Below are 18,219 nucleotides of genomic sequence, written 5' to 3'. Positions count from 1 at the left end.
GATGGCGATCCGGGTGCGCCGGCGGCCGACCGCGGAGACGTCACCGTTGCCGGGATGCGGAGCGCTACCGACGGACCCGCCGGGCGCGCAGCACCTCGGCCACCGACCACGCCTGGAACGGGCAGCCGGTCGCGCCGTGCGGGGCCGCCCCGTCGGCGGTCTCGCTGACCGAACCCAGCCCGTACTCGGTCAGGTGCGCGTCGACGCCCGTGAACAACCCGTCGACGTCCATCTTCGCCCGCCGGGCGGCGTCCACGTACGGCCCGAGCAGCCACGGCCACACCGTGCCCTGGTGGTAGCCGCCGTCCCGCTCGGCCGGGCCGCCCCGGTGCCGGCCGACGTAGCCGGGGCAGCCGGGGGAGAGGCTGCGCGGACCGAGCGGGGTGAGCAGCCCGGCGGCCACCCGGCGCAGGGTCGACTCGTCCGGCTCCAGCGGCGCGTACGGCAGCGACCAGGCCAGCAGCTGGTTCGGCCGCAGCAGGTCGTCGTCGTGGAACGGCGCCCCACCCAGTGGGTACGCGGGCGCGGGCGCGTCCACCACGTCGTGCAGCCAGCCGACCGGCGAGGGGAACCGGGCGGCGAACGACGCGGTGGCCCGGGCGTGCAGCCGCCACAGCTCGGCGGCGTCGGAGCCGGCCAGCTCGGTCAGCTCGGCCAGCCCCGCGAGGCCGTTGACCCACAGCGCGTTGACCTCCACCGGCTTGCCGGTGCGCGGGGTGACCGGCACCCCGTGTACCCGGGCATCCATCCAGGTCAGCGCCGTGCCCGGGGTGCCGCCCTGGGTGATCAGCCCGTCGGCCGGGTCGACGGCGATGCCGTACCGGGTGCCGGCCAGGTGCGCGTCGACGATCCCGCGCAGCGCGGGCAGCAGCTCGTCGCCGAGGTCGGTGTCCCCGCTGACGGTGACGTGCCGGCTCACCGCGTGCAGGAACCACAGCGTCGCGTCGACCGTGTTGTACTCCACCCGCCCGGTGTCGGCGGTGTTGGCGAGCATCCCCTCCGACAGCGTCGCCGCGTACGACCGCAGCAGCTCCCGCCCCTCGTCGGCCCGGTTGGTGCTCAGGAAGAGCCCCTCGTAGGAGGTCATCGTGTCCCGCGACCAGGCGCCGAACCACGGGTAGCCGGCGACCACGTCGGGGCCGGCGGCGGTGCGCACCACGAACGCGTCGGCGGCCAACGCGAGGGTGGCCTCGACCGCGTCGGCCGGCGCGGCCTGCGCCACCACCCGCCGGTTGCGCCGCCGGGCCGCCGCGACGATCTCCTCCGCCGGGGGCGGCTCGGCGGCCAGGTCGCCGGCCCAGGCCAGCACCGACACCGTGTCGCCGGGGCGTTCCAGGGCGCCGGAGAACCGCCCGGCGTGCCACACGTCCTCGTCGGGGTGCAGGCCCCGCGCCTCCTCCTCGCGGTGGTGCACCCCGACCCACCACTGGCCCTCCGGGGCCCAGCCCGGCCCGGCGAGCCGGAACGCGCCCTCCACCACCGCGCCGCCGTCCACCGGCTCGACCCGGGGCGTCGGGCCGTCCGCGTGCCGCTCGCCGTGCGCGTCCCGCCAGGTGCAGGCCGCCGACAGCTCCAGCCGGACCGGCCCGCCGGCGACCAGCCGGTGCACCACGGCCACGCACGAGCGCCCGTACGCCATGGCCAGCTCGCGCTCGATCACCACGTCGCCGATGCGCCACCGCCAGCGCGGCAGGCCGTCGGCCAGGTCGAAGCGTTCCAGCAGCTCGAAGCCGCGCGGGTCGACGTCGCCGGAGGACCACTCGTGCGCGCCGAGGCGCAGCCGCGCCCCGGAGGGGAGGACGACCGCCGGGTCCAGGCTGACCAGTCCCATCCGGCGGGACGCCGGTGTCTGGCCGGGGACCACCAGCAGCCCGTGGTAGCGGCGGGTGCGCAGCCCGCTCACGGTGCCCATCGCGTATCCGCCCAGGCCGTCCGGGACCAGCCATTCCCTGGTGGCCCCGCCGGTCAGCTCCCCGCACACCTGGGGGCCGAAATGAATGTCGATCAACTTTCCTCCAGCAGCGGCGAGGTGTAACACGCCACGACGAGAATGGCCGCTGTGGTGAAGTACCCCGGCGGCGTCGAAGATAGGCACGTGATCATCGACGTGCCCACTGGTCCCGCGTCCGCACCCGACGCCGAGCGGCTCCGGCTCGCCCAGGCCGACTCGGGGGAGCAGGACTGGCGCGCATGGGGTCCCTATCTGTCCGAGCGGGCGTGGGGGACGGTACGGGAGGACTACAGCGAGCACGGCACGGCGTGGGACTACTTTCCCCACGACCACGCGCGGTCCAGAGCCTACCGGTGGAACGAGGACGGCATGGCGGGCGTCTGCGACGACCGGCAGACGTTCTGCTTCGCCCTCGCCCTGTGGAACGGCCGGGACCCGATCCTCAAGGAGCGGATGTTCGGCCTGGGCGGGGACGGCGGCAACCACGGCGAAGATGCAAAAGACTATTGGTGGTATCTGGATTCGACGCCGACCCACTCCTGGATGCGCTGGCGCTACCACTACCCCCAGGCCTCCTTCCCGTACGACGAACTGGTCGCCGTCAACGCCCTGCGCGGTCGCGACGACACCGAGTACGAGCTGGTCGACACCGGCGTCTTCGACGACGACCGGTACTGGGCGGTGACCGTCGACTACGCCAAGGCGTCCCCGAGCGACATGTGCGTCGTGGTGACCGTGGCCAACCGGGGGGACACCGACGAGCGGCTGCACGTGCTGCCGTCGCTGTGGTTCCGCAACACCTGGGCGTGGGGGCTACCCGGCGGCGACCGGGTGCCCCGGATCGTCGGCTCGGGCTCGGGCTCGGGCTCGGGCTCGGACTCGGGTTCCGGCTCCGGCCACGGCTCCGGCTCGGGCGGCGGGGCTCGGCTGGTCGGCGAGCACTGGGTGCTCGGCCAGATCCTGCTGGAGGGCGACGGCGACCCCGTCCCGCTGCTGTGCGACAACGACACCAACGCCGAGCGGCTCTGGGGGCTGCCCGGCCGCTCGCCGTACCCGAAGGACGGGATCAACGACCACGTGGTCGACGGCGCGGCGACGGTCAACCCGGACCGGGTGGGGACCAAGGGCGCGCTGCACTACGTGCTCGACGTGCCCGCCGGCGGGCGCCGGCAGATCCGGCTGCGGCTGACCCGCACCGCCGGTCCGCCCGGCGGGACGCCGCCGCCCCGGGCCGACCTGGGCGACGGCTTCGACGCGGTGGTGTGGGCCCGGCGGGCCGAGGCGAACCGGTTCTTCGACGGCGTCATCCCGGCCGCCGCGACCGAGGACGAGGCGCTGGTCGCCCGGCAGGCCATCGCCGGGCTGATGTGGGGCAAGCAGTTCTACCACTTCGACGTCAAGCGGTGGCTGGCCGGCGACCCCGGCTCGGCGCCCCCGCCGGCCGGCCGCCGGCACGGCCGCAACAGCCACTGGTGGCACATGACCAGCTTCGACGTGATCTCCATGCCGGACCCCTGGGAATACCCCTGGTACGCGGCCTGGGACCTGGCGTTCCACTGCGTGAGCATCGCCCGGGTCGACCCGGGCTTCGCCAAGTCGCAGCTCCTGCTCCTGCTGCGGGAGTGGTACCTGCACCCCAACGGACAGATCCCCGCGTACGAGTGGGCGTTCGGCGACGTCAACCCGCCGGTGCACGCCTGGGCGGCACTGAAGGTGTTCGAGATCGACGGCTCCCGCGACCACGAGTTCCTCGCCCGGGTGATGCACAAGCTGCTGCTCAACTTCACCTGGTGGGTCAACCGCAAGGACACCGGCGGCAACAACGTCTTCGAGGGCGGCTTCCTCGGGCTGGACAACGTCGGCCCGTTCGACCGTTCGGCGGCGCTGCCGGTGGCCGGGACGCTGGAGCAGTCCGACGGCACCGGCTGGATGGGCATGTACGCGCTCAACCTGCTCGACATCGCCATCATCCTGACCGAACACGATCCGACCTGGGCCGACACCGCCACCAAGTTCTTCGAACACTTCGCCTACATCGCCGCCGCCGCGTACGAGCAGGGGCTGTGGGACGACGAGGACGCCTTCTTCTACGACGTGCTGCGGCTGGCCGACGGCAGCCAGGTGCCGCTGAAGGTCCGCTCGGTGGTCGGGTTGCTGCCGCTGGCGGCGACCACCCGGCTCACCGCGCGGACCCTGCGCCGGCTGCCCGAGCTGGGTGCCCGGCTGCGCTGGTTCCTCACCAACCGCCCCGAGTACGCCGACGTGATCGGCGCCCGCCGGATCGGCCCGGACGGCAGCCAGCAGCGGCTGCTGTCCATGGTCGGCCCGGAGCAGGTGGTCCGGCTGTTGGCCCGGATGCTGGACACCGACGAGTTCCTCTCCGAGTACGGCCTGCGTACGCTCAGCCGCGCGCACCTGGACAAGCCGTTCACCGTCACCCTCGGCGGGCAGGAGTTCAGCGTCGGCTACGAGCCGGCCGAGTCGACCAGCGGCCTGTTCGGCGGCAACTCCAACTGGCGCGGCCCGATCTGGATGCCGACCAACTTCCTGCTGATCAGCGCGCTGCGCGACTACGCCGCGTTCTTCGGCGACGACCTTCAGGTGGAGTACCCGACCAGGTCGGGGGTGAAGCACACCCTCGACGAGATCGCCGACGACCTCTCCGCCCGGCTGATCTCGCTGTTCACCCGGGACGACTGGGGCCGCCGGCCGATCTACGGGGCCGCCCAGCTCTTCCAGACCCACCCGGACTGGCGGGACCTCATCTGCTTCCCCGAGTACTTCCACGGCGACAACGGGGCGGGCCTCGGCGCGTGGCACCAGACCGGCTGGACGGCCCTGGTCGCCGACCTGATCCTCACCCTGCGCCGCTGACCCGGCCCATGGTCGGGCGGAGGCGGTGGCATGACCGACTGCACCGACGGCGTCGCGGTCACGCGACGCGGCGGATGCGGCGGACGGCGAGGAGGAGCAGCAGGGCGGCGACGGCGACGAAGATGCCGGTCTCGATGGCCTGGAACAGCCAGAACCGGGTTCCGGGCTGGTAGAGCTGCCAGTTGTAGGCGCCCGAGGTGATGCCGAGGTCGGCGCCGCACGCGGCTCCCGGTCCGGTGGCGTCGGGCGCGCAGGCAATCTGCGCGTTGGCCGTGACCATCTTGCCGGAGGCGTCGCGGATGCCGTAGGACAGGATCCAGTCGCCGGCGGCCGGGTTGGTCTGCTCGGCGGCGTCCTTGACCGGGAAGGTCAGGACGCGGGCGGGCAGGTAGTGCGGCCGGGCGAGCGTCGTCAGCGCGATGCGCAGCCCGAGGAACCCGACGAGCGTGGCGGACATCGCCGGCAGCACCTTGGGCCAGATGGTGCCGGCGAAGATGCCGAGCGTGACTGCGAAGATCGTGTAGCCGATCGGGGCCGTGCCCTGCATGTCGAAGAAGAAAATGTTGAAGCGGCCGTGCTGCCCGGCCTGGCTCATCGGGGTCAGCCACCACGAGACGCCCAGTCCGTAGACCACCGAGGCGACGAGCGCGACGGTGCCGGCGACCCCGAACTTGACCAGTGCCCAGCGTCCCCGGCTGACGCCCTGGGTCCAGACCATACGGTGGGTGCCCTGCTCGATCTCGCGGGCGACCAGCGGCGCACCCCAGAACAGCCCGACCAGCAGCGGCAGGACGAGGAAGAGCACACCGATCATGGTCAGCACGCTGTACTGACCGTTGAACTGGATGGATGCCCTGCCGCAGGCGTCGGCGTCAGCCGGGATCACCGAGGCGGTACCCAGCGCTCCGACACAGTCGTCCAGGCCCAGGTCGGCGAAGGTGTGCCGCATGGCCAGACCGGTGGGGACCATCAACACGGCGAGGAGCGCGAGGCCGATCGCGGTGAACAGTGCTTGCTTGCGGTGCTGCCGCCAGGCGAGCCAGATCATGCCGCCACCTCCCACGCGGCGTGCGGCCGGGAGCCGCCGTCGCCGAGGTAGGCGAGGATGAGGTCTTCCAGAGTCACGTCGTACGCCTTCCATGCCGGATCTCGCAGCGGAGCGTTCGTGCGGACCAGCAGCGTGGACTGCCGATCGGTGTGCTCGGCCCGCACGACCTGCGCGACCCCGGCGGGCGGCGAGCCGCCGTCCCGGGGGCCGACCAGCCGCCGGTGCTCGGTGAGCAGGGCGCTGACGTCGCCGACGAGCCTCACCTGCGAGGCGTGCAGCACGATGAGGTGGTCGCAGGTGCGTTCGAGGTCCGCCAGGATGTGCGAGGACAGCAGCACCGTGGTGCCCGTCTCGGCGACGACGCCCATCAGCGCCTGGAGGAACTCGCGCCGGGCCAGCGGGTCGATGCTGGCGACCGGCTCGTCGAGCAGCAGCAGCCGTGGGCGCTTGGCCATCGCCAGGGCGAGGGCGACCTGGGCCCGCTGACCGCCGGACAGCTTGCCGACCGGCTTGTCGCGCGGGATGCCGATCTGCGCCAGCCGGCGGTGCGCCAGCGCCGTGTCGAAGCGCCGGTTCAGCTTGGTGCCCATGGTGAACAGCTCGTCCGCCGTGAAGTCCCGGTACAGCGGCGTGTCCTGGGCCACGAAGCCGACCTCGGACAGGACGGCGATGTCGTCGTACGGCGTGCGGCCGAAGACCCGCACGGCGCCGGCGTCCGGCCGCAGCAGACCGACCGCCAGGTGCAACAGGGTGCTCTTGCCCGCTCCGTTGGGGCCGACCAGCGCGGCCACCCTCCCGGCCGGAAGGCGCAGCGAGCAGTCCCGCAGCGCCCAGGCTCTGCCGTACCTCTTGCCGAGCTGGTCGGTTTCGAGAACGATTTCCATCCGTGACCCTTCCGTCCTGCTGACGCGGTTTGCAGGTTTCAGTTCTACGCGGACGCCGGTGTCATGACGGTGCCGCCGAATGACACCGTTCTGACACCCGCGCGGTGGCATGGTGGGGATCATGCGCGTGCTCGTGGTCGAGGATTTCGAGGTGCTGGCCCGTACGGTGGGTGTCGGGTTACGCCGTGAGGGCATGGCGGTCGACGTGGTCCTCGACGGCGACGCGGCCCTCGATCACCTGGCCGTGACCCGCTACGACGTGGTGGTGCTCGACCGCGACCTGCCGGGCGTGCCTGGCGACGAGGTGTGCCGGCGGATCGTGGACGAGCACTCGGCGACCCGGGTGCTGATGCTGACCGCGGCCTCGTCGGTGAAACAGCGGGTCGACGGCCTGGGCCTCGGCGCCGACGACTACCTCGCCAAGCCCTTCGACTTCGCCGAGCTGGTCGCGCGGGTGCGGGCGCTCGGCCGGCGGCCGGGCATAGCCGTGCCACCGATCCTGGAGTACGGGGAGCTCACGCTCGACCCCGGCCGCCGGGTTGCGACCCGCGAAGGACGCCGGTTGGACCTCAGCCCGAAGGAGTTCGCCGTCCTGGAATGCCTGCTCGCCGCGCACGGCCGGCTCGTGTCGGCGGAGGATCTGCTCGAACGGGTCTGGGACGAGGCGGCGGACCCGTTCACCACGGCGGTGAAGACCACCATCCGCCGGCTACGGACCAAGCTGGGCGACCCTCCGATCGTCCACACCGTTCGCGAGGGCGGCTACCGGGTCGGCGAACCGTGATGCACGTCCGGCTTCCCCGGCGGAGCCTGCATGTCCAGCTCACGCTGCTCTACGCCGTGCCCTTCCTGATCTCCGGCGTCGTGCTGCTCGCGATCCCGCTGCTGGGCAACAAGCAGGCTTCCCCGGTGGGGCCGGTCGCGGATCCCGTCGGCGTCCCCGGCGACGGCGGTCACCTGGACCGGCAATTCACCACCTCGGCGTGGGCCATCGCCGGCATGGTGGTGGTCTCCCTGCTGCTCGGCTGGTTCGTCGCCGGCCGGTTCCTGCGCCCGCTGCGCACCATCACCGCCACCGCCCGGGAGATCTCCGCCAGCGACCTGCACCGCCGGCTCGGCCGGACCGGTCTGCACGACGAGTTCACCGACCTGGCCGAGACGCTCGATGACCTGTTCCAGCGGTTGCAGGCCGCGTTCGAGTCGCAGCGGCACTTCGTCGCCAACGCCTCGCACGAACTGCGTACCCCGCTCACCGCCGAGCGGACGGTGCTCCAGGTGGCACTCGCCGACCCGGACGCTCCCGCCGAGACGCTGCGGTCGGCGTGCCACGAGGTCCTCGCGCTCAACGACCAACAGGAACGGCTCATCGAGGCGCTGCTCACCCTGGCGCACGGCGAACAGGGCCTCCAACCGCACACCCAGCTCGACGTCGCCGACACCGCCGCCGAGGTGGTCGCCGCCCGCCATCAGGACGCCGGCCGGCGGGGCATCCGGATGCACACCGCCCTCGGTCGGGCACCGGCGACCGGCGACCCCGACCTGATCGAGCGCCTGGTTGTCAACCTGGTCGACAACGCCGTGCGGCACAACGCGCCGGGCGGGTGGGTTGAGATCAGCACGAAGACCACCGCGACCGGGGGCGCCATCCGGGTCAGCAACTCCGGCCCGGTGGTGCCGCCCGGCGAGGTCGACGCGCTGTTCCAGCCGTTCCGGCAGGTCGGCAACCGCCGGATCAGGCACCCCGACGGACACGGGCACGGGCTCGGTCTGGCCATTGTCCGCGCGATCGCCGAGTCGCACGGGGCGACCATCGACGCCCGGGCCCGGGCCACCGGCGGTCTTGACATCGAGATCGGGTTTCCCGGCTGAATGAGCCGCGGCCGCCGGTCTGCCCCGACCGGTCCAGCCGATCTGTGGCAGGCGGCGTCGGTCAGCCGATCGTGGCGAGCAGGCCCCGGCACGCCTGCTCGCAGGCGGTGCACGCCTGGGCCCACGAGGTCAGGGCGTCGATCGTCAGTGCCAGCCGGTCGCGGTCCAGGTTGATCTCGGCCGGGTACGCCTTGAGCATGACGCTCGTCGTCGCCGTCATCGCGGCTGCTCCTCTCGTCGCGGGCCCGTCCCCTGGCGGTACCCGTTCTGCCCGGCGTAAATCCGCATGCCCCGTTCCCGCGCCGGCACTACGGTGTCCCGGGCCGAGTGGGAGGGACGAACGATGGGACACGCGATGGGGCAGCGCCGGGACGCGCAGGTGATGGTCTTCGACGCCGACGACACGTTGTGGGAGAACAACGTGCTGTTCGAGCGGGTGATCGACGACTTCCTCGACTGGCTGGACCACCCCACGCTCGACCGGGTCGAGATCCGGAAGGTGCTCGACGACGTGGAGCGGGCCAACGCCGTCGCCCACGGGTACGGCAGCAAGGTCTTCCTGCGCAGCCTGGGTGAGTGCCTGGAGCGGCTGCGCGAGCGCCCCGCCACCGACGCCGAGCGCCGGGAGATCGACCTGCTGGCCGAGGCGCTCGTCGCGCACCGGGTCGAGCTGATGCCCGGGGTCGCCGAGACGCTCGACGCGCTGGCCGGGCGGCACCGGCTACTGCTGCTCACCAAGGGCGACCGCGATGAGCAGCAGCGCAAGCTGGACGCGTCCGGGCTGCTGCACCACTTCCACGCCGCGCACATCGTCCGGGAGAAGAATGCCGAGACCTACCGGTGGCTGGTCGGGGAGCACGGCTTCGACCCGGCCGGGGCCTGGATGATCGGCAACTCGCCGAGGTCCGACATCCTGCCGGCGCGGGCGGCCGGGATGCGGGCGGTGTTCATCCCGAACGACAACACCTGGGTGCTGGAGCACGACGACCTCGACCCGACGGACGCCGGGGTGCTCCGGCTAGCCGCCTTCCCGGAGCTGCTCCGGCACTTCTGAGCCCTCGTCCGGCCTTCGTGAACCCCCGGGACGGACCCGCTCCCCGGGGGTGCAGCGCCGGCACCGCGAATTCCGCTGCCATCCCGGACGACGGCTGGTGGTCAGGGCCGGGGAGTTGCGGACCCGGTCCTGACCCGAGCCGACCCGGCGGGTCGAGCCGCCGGGTTGTGGGTCGGCGTGGGCCGGCGACCGTGGGTCAGGAGATCTCGCCCCGGACGATCGCCACCGCCACCCGGCAGAACTCGTCCATGTCCGGCTGGAAGCCGGCGGCGATGTCCGGGTGCAGCCCGGACCGGGTCTCGTCCAGCAGCCGCTGACAGACCTGCTCGACCGGCTCGCCCGCGTAGCTGACCCGGATCCGCTCGGTGGCCGCCTGAAGGGCTGAGGTCAGCTGATCCTCCAGCGGGCCCCGCAACTTCTGCTGCACGGGGTCGAGCCCGCTCGGGTCGAGCGTGACATGTGGCTCCGACATCGGCGCTCCCTTCGTCGGCGTCGCGGTACCCCACCGCGGGCGTCGGTCAAACCATGGCCGGCACGGCGGCCACCCGTACCTGGTAGGAGAATTTTTCCGCCGGCTCCTCCAGGTACGACAGCCGGCGGATCTGTCGGTCGTCGGTGTAGAGCGCGACGTCGGCGAGGACCCCGAGGTGGGTCAGGCCGATCGTGGCGACCCGCTTCTTGTCCTGCAGCACCGCGCAGACCCCGCCGAGCAGGGTGCTGGCGTCGGAGGTGCGGTGCCCCGGCGGGCAGCGCAGGGTCACCTCCACCTCCACCGCCCCGTCCAGCGGGGTCCAGCCGGTGCGCTGGGCCGCCGAGCAGGCCGCCAGGAGCAGGGCCCGGACCCTCGTCGCCTGCCGGTGCCCGGCGGCGAAGATGGACAGGGCTTCGGTCTTCACCGGTGGCAGGCCGCTCACCTCGAACGTCAGGGCGAGAGCGCGGGTGTCCTGCACGACGGCACCTCCTCGTCGTCAACGATCCTGCCCAACCGGTGGACCGGCAGCGAGGGGATCGCTCGATTACCCACCGATCGGGCAGGCAGGGCCCGGGCCGGAGGCATGTCGACTTCGACGGCGACGCCTGGCGGCCGGGTTGGGAGAACGCTGGGGAAACGCTAGTCGAACCGGCGGACGCTGGGTAGCATCGCCGGGCCCGTGTCGGATCGCTCCTGCCACCGGGCGCGCACCGCCCCCGCACCGGGACCGGCACACGCAGGCTCGGCATCAGCGTCCTCAGCCCGTAGCCGACTCGCCGTCATGCGCCGGCCGCAGAGCGCCGGCGCGCGCGGCGGCAAGCGTGACTCGCACGGCCTGGTCGGCGGTCGCCTCGTCCACCGGATCGGCGGTGATGAGCAGGCGCAGGTAGATCGGCGCGGCAAGGGTCTTGAACAGCTCGGCGGGATCAGTATCCGTGGCGAGTTCGCCTCGCTCGATGGCGCGCGTCACGACCGACTCGGCTCTCGCGAGCCGGTCGTCGAACACGTGACGCCTGGCTGCGGCGATCTCCGGAAGATGGGCTGCCCCGGTGAACATGGCAGCGAGGATGGCCTGCCCGGTCGGACTGGTGAACTTCTGGACGAGCGAGCGCGCCAGCGCCCTCAGGTCGGTCTCGATCGCTCCGGTGTCGGGAACGGGGATGTCCATCGCCACGTGTTCGGCCAGGGCGTCCGTGAGCAGGCTCTCGCGATCCTTCCAACGCCGGTACACCGTCGTCTTGTGGACGCCGGCGCGCTGGGCGATGTTCTCCACGCTCAACGCGGCGTAGCCCTTGTCCAAGAGCTCGGCGAGCGTGGCGGCGTGGACTGCGGTGCGTACTTTTGCGCCACGTCCGACCGGCCGGGCGGTGGAATGATCAGACTTCATTGCAACTCCAAGTTGCGATATCGCGAGAGGGCTGACACGATGACGGTATCGCAACTCCAAGTTGCGATACCGTCATCCTGCTCCCGTGAGGCGGAAGATCATGCAAAACTCTCCCTCTTGGACCCTCCGCACCATCCCCGACCAGTCCGGGCGAGTCGCGGTGGTGACCGGAGCCAACAGCGGCATCGGCTACGTTACGGCCCGTGAACTGGCCCGCCGTGGCGCGCACGTCGTGCTGGCCTGCCGTGACCCCGAACGTGGCCAGGCCGCGCTCACCCGTATGCAGGGCGAGGTGCCCGGCGCTCGCCTGGAACTTCGCCGGGTGGACCTGGGCAGCCTGACCTCCATCCGAGAGTTCGCCGCCGGGTGGGACCGCGATCGGCTCGATCTGTTGATTAACAACGCCGGGGTGGCGATGGTGCCCTTCGCGCTGACCGCGGACGGGTTCGAGTCGCAGTTCGGCATCAACCACCTGGGCACCTTCGCCTTGACCGGCCTGCTTCTGCCTCATTTGCTTGCCGCGCCCGATCCACGGGTGGTCACCGTCAGCAGCGAGGGGCAGCGCTTTGCCCGCTTCGATTTGGGCAACCTCAACGCCGAGCGCAGCTACTGGACGGCGTTCGCCTACGTGCAGTCCAAACGGGCCGGCCTCTACTTCGCAATAGAACTCCAGCGCCGGGCGGACGCCGCCGGGCTGAAGCTGCGCAGCATGGCCGTCGCGCCGGGACTCACTCGTACCAACGTGCTCACCGGCGGCGCCAACAGCGACAGAGGACGGCTCTACGCGACCGTCGCGCGCCTGCTCGTGCGCGTGGCCTTCCGACCCACCCCGGAAGGGGCGAAGACCTCCCTGTACGCGGCGACCGTGTCGGACCTGCCCGGGGGCAGCTACATCGTTCCCGACGGGCTGCTGCAGCTGCGTGGTGAGCCCACACGTCGTACTCGTGAGCGCGCCATCCGCGACACCGGCACAGCCGGTCGCCTGTGGCAGCTCTCCGAACGCCTTACCGGCGTGACCTACGAGTTGCCCACCGCGACATCGGCACGCCAACCGTAGCGTTCATCGCCTATGACGTGGCGCTGCTGGTTGCACGGCTCCGGGCCGGCGCCCCGGGTCGGATCGCTCCTGCCGCCGGGCGGGCGCTGAGCAGCTCAGGGGTTGGGGCGCGGCGCGAAGGCGCAGAACTCGTTGCCCTCCGGGTCGGCCAGCACCCACCAGCCGGTGTCGGCGTCGGGCTCGCGCAACAGCGTCGCGCCGGCGGCGATCAGCCGGGTGGCGTCGGGGCCGGTCAGGTCGACGTCCCAGTGCACCCGGTTCTTCACCCGCTTACGCTCCGGCACCGGGTCGAAGACCCAGCGGTCCCAGGGGAAGCCCGCCGCGCCAAGGACGGCGGCTGCGCCCTCCTCGGTGGTCTCCGCCCGGCCGCCGACGATCCCCGCCCACCAGGTTGCCTGGGCGACCGGGTCGGCGCTGTCCACCACCAGCTCGAACGTCCCCGGCCGGGAGCCCTCCCCGGGGGCGAAGGCACAGAACTGGTTGCCCTCCGGGTCGGCCAGCACCCACCAGCTCACCTCCACGTCCGGCTCGCGGACCAGCCGGGCACCGGCCGCCAACAGCTCCGTCGGCTCCGGCCCGGCCAGCCGCAGGTAGAGGTGCACCCGGGTCTTGGCGGCGCGCGGCTCGGGCACCCGGTTGACCCAGATCGACTCGGCGCCGGGGCCGCTCCGGGGGTCGATCCGGGCGTCCCCGTCGCCGGTGTCGACCACCTCGCCGTCGAGCACACCGGCCCAGAAGCCGGCCAACCGGAGGGGGTCGTTGGCGTCCATGCAGAGGTCCTTGAAGCGCGCGATCATCCGGCCATCATGCCGGCCGGGCCGACGGCCCGCCCGCACCGGTCAGCGGCGGCCCCGTTTGATCCCGTGGAAGGCCGGGCGGACGGTGGGGACGGTGGGGTGGGTGGCCGGGCTGGTCTGACTCACCGGCAGGTCCGGGCGGCACACCGATGGTGTCCCGATGTCCGCCGGGTGAAGGAATTCTTCATGACCGGCGAGTCCGATGCAAGGTCTCGACATAGACGGACGTCGCGCTGTATGGTGCGGCAACCCGGGCGGCATGATCACAGTCGCCCTTTGTAGGCGACGAGGAGTGACGGTGACTGTTCGGAGACCCCCACGTCGGGTGAGCCAACTGCTCGGCGGCGCGATGATCCTGATGATCGGCCTGACCGGCCAGCCAGCCCTGGCCGCGCCGCAGCAAGGCGCGGAGACGCTCGCTGGCGCCTTCGACCGGGCTGCGGCCCGCTCCGACGTGCCGCGCGACCTGCTCGCCGCGCTCGGGTACGCGGAGACCCGGCTGGACGGCCACAACGGCGAGCCCAGCGCCTCCGGCGGGTACGGCGTGATGCACCTGACCAGCAACCCGAAGGTGCGGACCCTCGACGAGGCCGCGCGCCGTGCCCGACTGGACCGCACCGAGCTGCGTACCCGTGACGCGGCGAACGTCGCGGGCGCGGCGGCGGTGCTCCGCTCGTACGCCGATCAGGCCGGGCTCACCGCGGTGCAGCGCGACGACGTCAACCAGTGGTACGGCCTGATCGCCCGCTACGGCGGCTCGTCGGACAAGGCCACCGCCCGGCTGTACGCCGACGCCGTGTACGACCTGCTCGGCAGCGGCTTCAGGGCGTCCACGGCCACCGGCGAGGTTGCCGTGGACGGCCGTCCGGTCGCGCCCCAGCGGGGTGACTACGCCGACGTGGCGCCGGTGGGCGCCGCCGACATGGGCACCCTGAGCACCGACTACGGCCCGGCGGCCTGGGTGGCGGCGAACTCGTCCAACTACACGGCCTCCAGCCGCGAGTCGTCGTACCCGATCAACTACGTCGTCATCCACACCATGCAGGGCAGCTACGCCGGCTCGATAAACTGGTTCCAGAACGCAGCCGCCGGCACCAGCGCGCACTACCTGCTCCGCTCCTCCGACGGCGCGGTGACCCAGATGGTGCGCGACAAGGACGTCGCCTGGCACGCGGGCAACTGGACCTACAACACCCAGTCGATCGGTATCGAGCACGAGGGCTACGTCGACAACGCCTCGTGGTACACCGACGCGATGTACCGGTCGTCGGCCGCGCTGACGCGGTACCTGTGCGACAAGTACGGCATCCCGAAGACCCGCAGCAACATCATCGGTCACAACCAGGTGCCGGGCGCCACCCACACCGACCCGGGTCCGAACTGGAACTGGACCTACTACATGCAGCTCGTCACCGGCACCACCACGCCCCCGCCGACCTGGTCGACGATCGTGGACAACACCACCGCCGGCCGGTTCACCGCGAGCGCCAACTGGGGCACCTCGTCGTACTCGTCGCAGCGCTACGGTGCCGACTACCGGTTCGCCGACCCGGTCGCGGCGAGCGACGCCGCCTGGTACAAGGTCAACATCCCGGCCACCGCCACCTACCGGGTGGAGGTTTGGTACCCGGCCGTCGCCGGTTACAACGCCACCACGCCCTACGTCGTGGTGACCAGCAGCGGCAACCAGACGGTCAACGTGAACCAGTCGGCCAACGGTGGTGGATGGCGCTCGCTGGGCAACTTCACCCTGGCCGCCGGGGACGCCAACAAGGTGGGCATCAGCCGGTGGTCCGGTAGCACCGGTCTCGTGATCGCCGACGCCATCCGCATCACCCGCGTCTAGCGCGGCAGCGCGGTAGCCCGGACAGGGCACCAGCGCGGCAACGATTTGCGCAAGGAAGGGTCCCCTGCTATCTGGCAGGGGGCCCTTCCTGACTACCGCTACGGCAGTTGCCCACCCCTCATTCGGCGGAGCCGCCACCAACGCCTGGGGGAACGGATGTCCTGCTGGGCGTTCCGGGCCGAGTCTCTGCTCGCCCCGGGCCTCCCGTACTTGACGTTGACACCGTGACAGGGTCTTCACTGGGTGCAGGAGGTGGTCCCCGTCGACTCGACACACCGGAATTCACAGGACGCGCGCCTGCTCGACGCGTTGGGTGCCGGAAACCCGTCGGTGCGGCTCCGGGCGGCTCTGGCGGTTGGCACGCACGCCGATCCCGGCCTCGTCGATGTGCTCGTGGAGCGGTGCGTGGTCGAGCCGGATTTCTTCGTGCGCGACATGCTCACCTGGGCGTTGACCCGTCTCCCGTCGGAGATCACGGTGCCCAGACTCCGCGCGGAGCTGCGTTCCGAGTGTGCTCAGGCCCGAAGCCAGGCGTTGCATACGCTGTCCAAGATCGGGGACGGGAGCGCGTGGCCCGCGATCACGCGGTCGTTGCTGCGGGACGCCGATGACGAGGTCGCGCGAAGCGCGTGGCGTGCTGCCGTCGTCCTCGTGCCCGCCGGGGAACGGGAAGGGCTGGCGGCGGAGCTGGCCGCTCAACTCGGTCGCGGCGACCGGCATGTGCAACGGAGTCTCAGCCGAGCACTCGTCGCACTCGGAGACGTGATCGAGCCGGCCCTGGGGACGGCAATGGCGAGTGGCGACCCGACGGTGTGTGCGCATGCCCGCGCCACGCAGCGGCTCCTACGCGACCCGGATGCCGGTTCCGACCCCGCCGTCGACGAGGCGAAACGGATCGTCGCCCTCGGCCCGGAGCGGGGCGAGGGAACGGCGTGCTGATCGGCGAGGTGGCCCGCCGCTCGGGGGTGAGCACCCGGATGCTCAGGCACTACGACTCCCTCGGGCTGGTGCGACCAACGGGCCGTACCGTGGGTGGCTACCGCGAGTACTCCGCCGAGGACATCCGCCGGATCTTCCACGTGGAGAGTCTGCGGTCCCTGGGACTCTCGCTGCGACAGATCGGACGCGCCCTGGAGGATCCCGCCTTCGCGCCGTCCGCACTGGTCGGCGACCTCATCCGACGGACCGAAGACCGACTGAAGCGCGAGCGGGAGCTACTCGAACGACTCCGTACGGTCGATGCCTCGGCGCCCTCCGGCTGGCAGGGCGTCCTGCGCATCGTCGAGCTCCTGCACGGGCTCGACTCGCCCAGTGCCGCGCGCCGACAGCAGACCGTCCTGGCCCCGGCCGAGGACGTGCCGGTTCCCACCGAGCTGCTGGCTGGGGCGGTCCTCGCCGAATCCGACCCGACCGTCGCCGGCGCCCTGCGGTGGGCCCTCGCGCGGGCGGGCGGGGACGCTGTGACCAGCGTGGCATCCGGCGTGTACTCGGAGAACGTCGAGGTCCGGCGGCGCGCGGTCCTGGCGATCGCCGAGATGCCCGGCGACGAGGCGACCGCGGTGCTCGCGGACGCACTCGGGGACTCGGATACGACGGTGCGCAGGCATGCCGCTCTGGCACTGGGTACGCGTGGCGCGACCTCAGCCGTGCCGACACTCGTTGGCATGGTGGTCGAGGGCACGAACGACGTCGAGGCGGCCGAGATCCTGGGCGCATTGTCCCTGGACCCCGGGTGGGCGGACCGGATCATGAGTGCGCTGGTCGACGAGCTCGCCGCACACCCTGCGGACTCTGCGGTGCGGATACGCCTGACCCAGGCACTCGCCGAGATGCCGGCGACCATCGCCCAGGGGATCCTGCGGCAACTGGCCCAAGACGATGATCGGACTGTCGCCCTCACCGCCTCGGCCCTCGTGTTCGTCAGGCCCTCCACGGTGGACCTGAGCGAGTGCTCGAAGAGCGGTCCAACGGCTGAACCCGAGGCGCGGCCCGGAACTCTCACCCCATGAACTCGCGGATCTCAGCCTCTATGCCAGGGCCCGGGGCAGAGCCGGGCGGCTCACCCGGCCTGGGGTGGCTAACGGAGACGCGCCCTTGCTGGCAGGAGTAGCGCAGGCAGAGCCGTTTCAGAAGATCGTTCTCGAACCGAGACCCCGGCCCCTCACACCGCGCGTCACGCCTACGAGCGTCATTTCCGACGCCCACCCGGGCCACGGCTGACCCCATGCAAGATCTTGGAAGAATCTGGCCCCCCCAGGGGCCATTTCCCTCCAAGATCTTCAGCGATCCCAAGCAGTGGAACGCAAGTACCGTTGCGTGGACGGCTGCGGGCAGGTTGGGCGGGGGCGGGGGCGGGGGCGGGGGCGGGGGCGGGGGTGGGGGTGGGGGACAGTGTGGCAGGACAGGCTTCGGTGGGGTGATGTCGGCGGCGGCGCGGCCAAGTAGTCGAGTTGGGCTTGGGCCTTGGTCTTGTTCCGGCCCGCTCCTCCCAAGCGGATGGGTGCTTGCCGCACCGAGGCCCATGCTGGTCATGACATCGCGAACCGGCACGCCGCCCATGAACCGCTCCTCTGCCTCGTCAGAAAGCGAGGGTCCTCGTGATCTCCGAAGTCGTGTCGATCGTGTTTGGTGGGCTGGTGCCGGGGTTCCTGCTCGGGCTCCTCGCGTTTCGGGTCAAGTCCCGGTGGTGTCCGTGCTGCGGGGAGTCCACCGACGCCATGCCGCCGGCTGAGGGGGAGCGATGACCGGGCCGGGCCGGCGCACCGGCAACGAACTGCCGATCGGGCTGCGGATGGCGGAGTTGCGGGACCGCCGGGGAATGAGTCAGCAGGTCTTCGCCGACCGGATCGGCAAGTCGAAGAGCTGGGTCGACAAGGTCGAGCGAGGCGTCCGCACCCTCGACCGGCTCTCGGTGATCGAAACCGTCGCCGCCGCCCTCGCCGCCGCCACCTGCGGAGACGACACCACCGCCGGCGAACTC

General features: G+C 71.7%; 15 protein-coding genes and 2 pseudogenes. 9 read left to right on the top strand and 8 right to left on the bottom strand.

The window, feature by feature from the left end:
- Positions 1-64: 64 nt before the first annotated feature.
- On the bottom strand, positions 65-2,008 hold the full coding sequence (locus GVV04_RS28420; protein ID WP_161692076.1) for an amylo-alpha-1,6-glucosidase: 1,944 nt from the start codon (positions 2,006-2,008) through the stop codon (positions 65-67).
- A 42-nt stretch (positions 2,009-2,050) separates the two neighbouring features.
- Between GVV04_RS28420 and GVV04_RS28415 the strand changes: the two genes are divergently transcribed.
- The gene (locus GVV04_RS28415; protein ID WP_161692075.1) at positions 2,051-4,825 is read left to right on the top strand and encodes an MGH1-like glycoside hydrolase domain-containing protein; all 2,775 of its coding nucleotides are present in this window, start codon (positions 2,051-2,053) and stop codon (positions 4,823-4,825) included.
- A gap of 58 nt (positions 4,826-4,883) precedes the next feature.
- Here the strand turns inward: GVV04_RS28415 and GVV04_RS28410 are convergent, their stop codons facing one another.
- On the bottom strand, positions 4,884-5,873 hold the full coding sequence (locus GVV04_RS28410; RefSeq protein ID WP_161692074.1) for a transporter: 990 nt from the start codon (positions 5,871-5,873) through the stop codon (positions 4,884-4,886).
- Entirely contained in the window at positions 5,870-6,757 is an 888-nt protein-coding gene (locus GVV04_RS28405; RefSeq protein WP_161692073.1) for an ABC transporter ATP-binding protein, read from the bottom strand. Before GVV04_RS28405 ends, GVV04_RS28410 begins: the two co-directional genes overlap by 4 nt.
- Before the next feature lie 121 nt (positions 6,758-6,878).
- Between GVV04_RS28405 and GVV04_RS28400 the strand changes: the two genes are divergently transcribed.
- The gene (locus GVV04_RS28400; RefSeq protein WP_161692072.1) at positions 6,879-7,541 is read left to right on the top strand and encodes a response regulator transcription factor; all 663 of its coding nucleotides are present in this window, start codon (positions 6,879-6,881) and stop codon (positions 7,539-7,541) included.
- Positions 7,541-8,626, top strand: a complete 1,086-nt coding sequence (locus GVV04_RS28395) for a sensor histidine kinase (RefSeq protein WP_161692071.1) — start codon at positions 7,541-7,543, stop codon at positions 8,624-8,626. The genes GVV04_RS28400 and GVV04_RS28395 overlap by 1 nt, the downstream gene beginning before the upstream one ends.
- Before the next feature lie 61 nt (positions 8,627-8,687).
- Here the strand turns inward: GVV04_RS28395 and GVV04_RS28390 are convergent, their stop codons facing one another.
- Positions 8,688-8,846: a hypothetical protein gene (locus GVV04_RS28390; protein WP_161692070.1), complete on the bottom strand. Its 159-nt coding sequence runs from the start codon at positions 8,844-8,846 to the stop codon at positions 8,688-8,690.
- A gap of 135 nt (positions 8,847-8,981) precedes the next feature.
- Here GVV04_RS28390 and GVV04_RS28385 point away from each other — a divergent pair, with 135 nt between their 5' ends.
- Entirely contained in the window at positions 8,982-9,680 is a 699-nt protein-coding gene (locus tag GVV04_RS28385) for an HAD family hydrolase (RefSeq protein ID WP_161692144.1), read from the top strand.
- A gap of 196 nt (positions 9,681-9,876) precedes the next feature.
- Here the strand turns inward: GVV04_RS28385 and GVV04_RS28380 are convergent, their stop codons facing one another.
- The 3 genes from GVV04_RS28380 to GVV04_RS28370 form a co-directional block, all read right to left on the bottom strand.
- Positions 9,877-10,152 (bottom strand): hypothetical protein, encoded by a 276-nt coding sequence (locus GVV04_RS28380; protein ID WP_161692069.1) that lies wholly within the window; start codon positions 10,150-10,152, stop codon positions 9,877-9,879.
- Positions 10,153-10,198: 46 nt separating this feature from the next.
- Complete coding sequence (locus GVV04_RS28375) at positions 10,199-10,630, bottom strand: RusA family crossover junction endodeoxyribonuclease (RefSeq protein ID WP_161692068.1); 432 nt, start codon at positions 10,628-10,630, stop codon at positions 10,199-10,201.
- A 279-nt stretch (positions 10,631-10,909) separates the two neighbouring features.
- A complete protein-coding gene (locus GVV04_RS28370; protein ID WP_161692067.1) occupies positions 10,910-11,539 on the bottom strand; it encodes a TetR/AcrR family transcriptional regulator in 630 nt (209 codons plus the stop codon).
- A gap of 85 nt (positions 11,540-11,624) precedes the next feature.
- On the opposite strand from GVV04_RS28370, the gene GVV04_RS28365 reads away from it, so the two are divergent.
- Complete coding sequence (locus GVV04_RS28365; protein ID WP_328822623.1) at positions 11,625-12,596, top strand: oxidoreductase; 972 nt, start codon at positions 11,625-11,627, stop codon at positions 12,594-12,596.
- Positions 12,597-12,691: 95 nt separating this feature from the next.
- On the opposite strand, the gene GVV04_RS28360 is transcribed toward GVV04_RS28365, so the two are convergent.
- Positions 12,692-13,393, bottom strand: a complete 702-nt coding sequence (locus GVV04_RS28360; protein WP_161692066.1) for a VOC family protein — start codon at positions 13,391-13,393, stop codon at positions 12,692-12,694.
- A gap of 298 nt (positions 13,394-13,691) precedes the next feature.
- Between GVV04_RS28360 and GVV04_RS28355 the strand changes: the two genes are divergently transcribed.
- The 4 genes and pseudogenes from GVV04_RS28355 to GVV04_RS34955 all read left to right on the top strand — a co-directional run.
- Positions 13,692-15,239, top strand: coding sequence for a golvesin C-terminal-like domain-containing protein (locus GVV04_RS28355; protein WP_161692065.1), 1,548 nt, complete (start codon positions 13,692-13,694; stop codon positions 15,237-15,239).
- Positions 15,240-15,491: 252 nt separating this feature from the next.
- Positions 15,492-16,178, top strand: a complete 687-nt coding sequence (locus GVV04_RS28350) for a HEAT repeat domain-containing protein (protein WP_407938852.1) — start codon at positions 15,492-15,494, stop codon at positions 16,176-16,178.
- Positions 16,172-17,149 (top strand): annotated as a pseudogene (locus GVV04_RS28345) (MerR family transcriptional regulator); the annotation flags it as partial. The gene GVV04_RS28350 and the pseudogene GVV04_RS28345, both read left to right, overlap by 7 nt.
- An 830-nt stretch (positions 17,150-17,979) precedes the next feature.
- Positions 17,980-18,177, top strand: a pseudogene (locus tag GVV04_RS34955) (helix-turn-helix domain-containing protein); the annotation flags it as partial.
- Positions 18,178-18,219 lie beyond the last annotated feature (42 nt).

The organism is Micromonospora rubida (assembly GCF_009908295.1).
GTDB classification, from domain to species: domain Bacteria; phylum Actinomycetota; class Actinomycetes; order Mycobacteriales; family Micromonosporaceae; genus Micromonospora; species Micromonospora rubida.
This window is presented reverse-complemented; position numbering and strand designations above follow the sequence as displayed.

Coding starts and splice junctions, on each gene's coding strand:
- GVV04_RS28400 (WP_161692072.1), top strand. CDS start 6,879: ATGCGCGTGCTCGTGGTCGAGGATTTCGAGGTGCTGGCCCGTACGGTG.
- GVV04_RS28405 (WP_161692073.1), bottom strand. CDS start 6,757: ATGGAAATCGTTCTCGAAACCGACCAGCTCGGCAAGAGGTACGGCAGA.
- GVV04_RS28390 (WP_161692070.1), bottom strand. CDS start 8,846: ATGACGGCGACGACGAGCGTCATGCTCAAGGCGTACCCGGCCGAGATC.
- GVV04_RS28410 (WP_161692074.1), bottom strand. CDS start 5,873: ATGATCTGGCTCGCCTGGCGGCAGCACCGCAAGCAAGCACTGTTCACC.
- GVV04_RS28395 (WP_161692071.1), top strand. CDS start 7,541: ATGCACGTCCGGCTTCCCCGGCGGAGCCTGCATGTCCAGCTCACGCTG.
- GVV04_RS28360 (WP_161692066.1), bottom strand. CDS start 13,393: ATGATCGCGCGCTTCAAGGACCTCTGCATGGACGCCAACGACCCCCTC.
- GVV04_RS28380 (WP_161692069.1), bottom strand. CDS start 10,152: ATGTCGGAGCCACATGTCACGCTCGACCCGAGCGGGCTCGACCCCGTG.
- GVV04_RS28385 (WP_161692144.1), top strand. CDS start 8,982: ATGGGGCAGCGCCGGGACGCGCAGGTGATGGTCTTCGACGCCGACGAC.
- GVV04_RS28415 (WP_161692075.1), top strand. CDS start 2,051: ATGGCCGCTGTGGTGAAGTACCCCGGCGGCGTCGAAGATAGGCACGTG.
- GVV04_RS28370 (WP_161692067.1), bottom strand. CDS start 11,539: ATGAAGTCTGATCATTCCACCGCCCGGCCGGTCGGACGTGGCGCAAAA.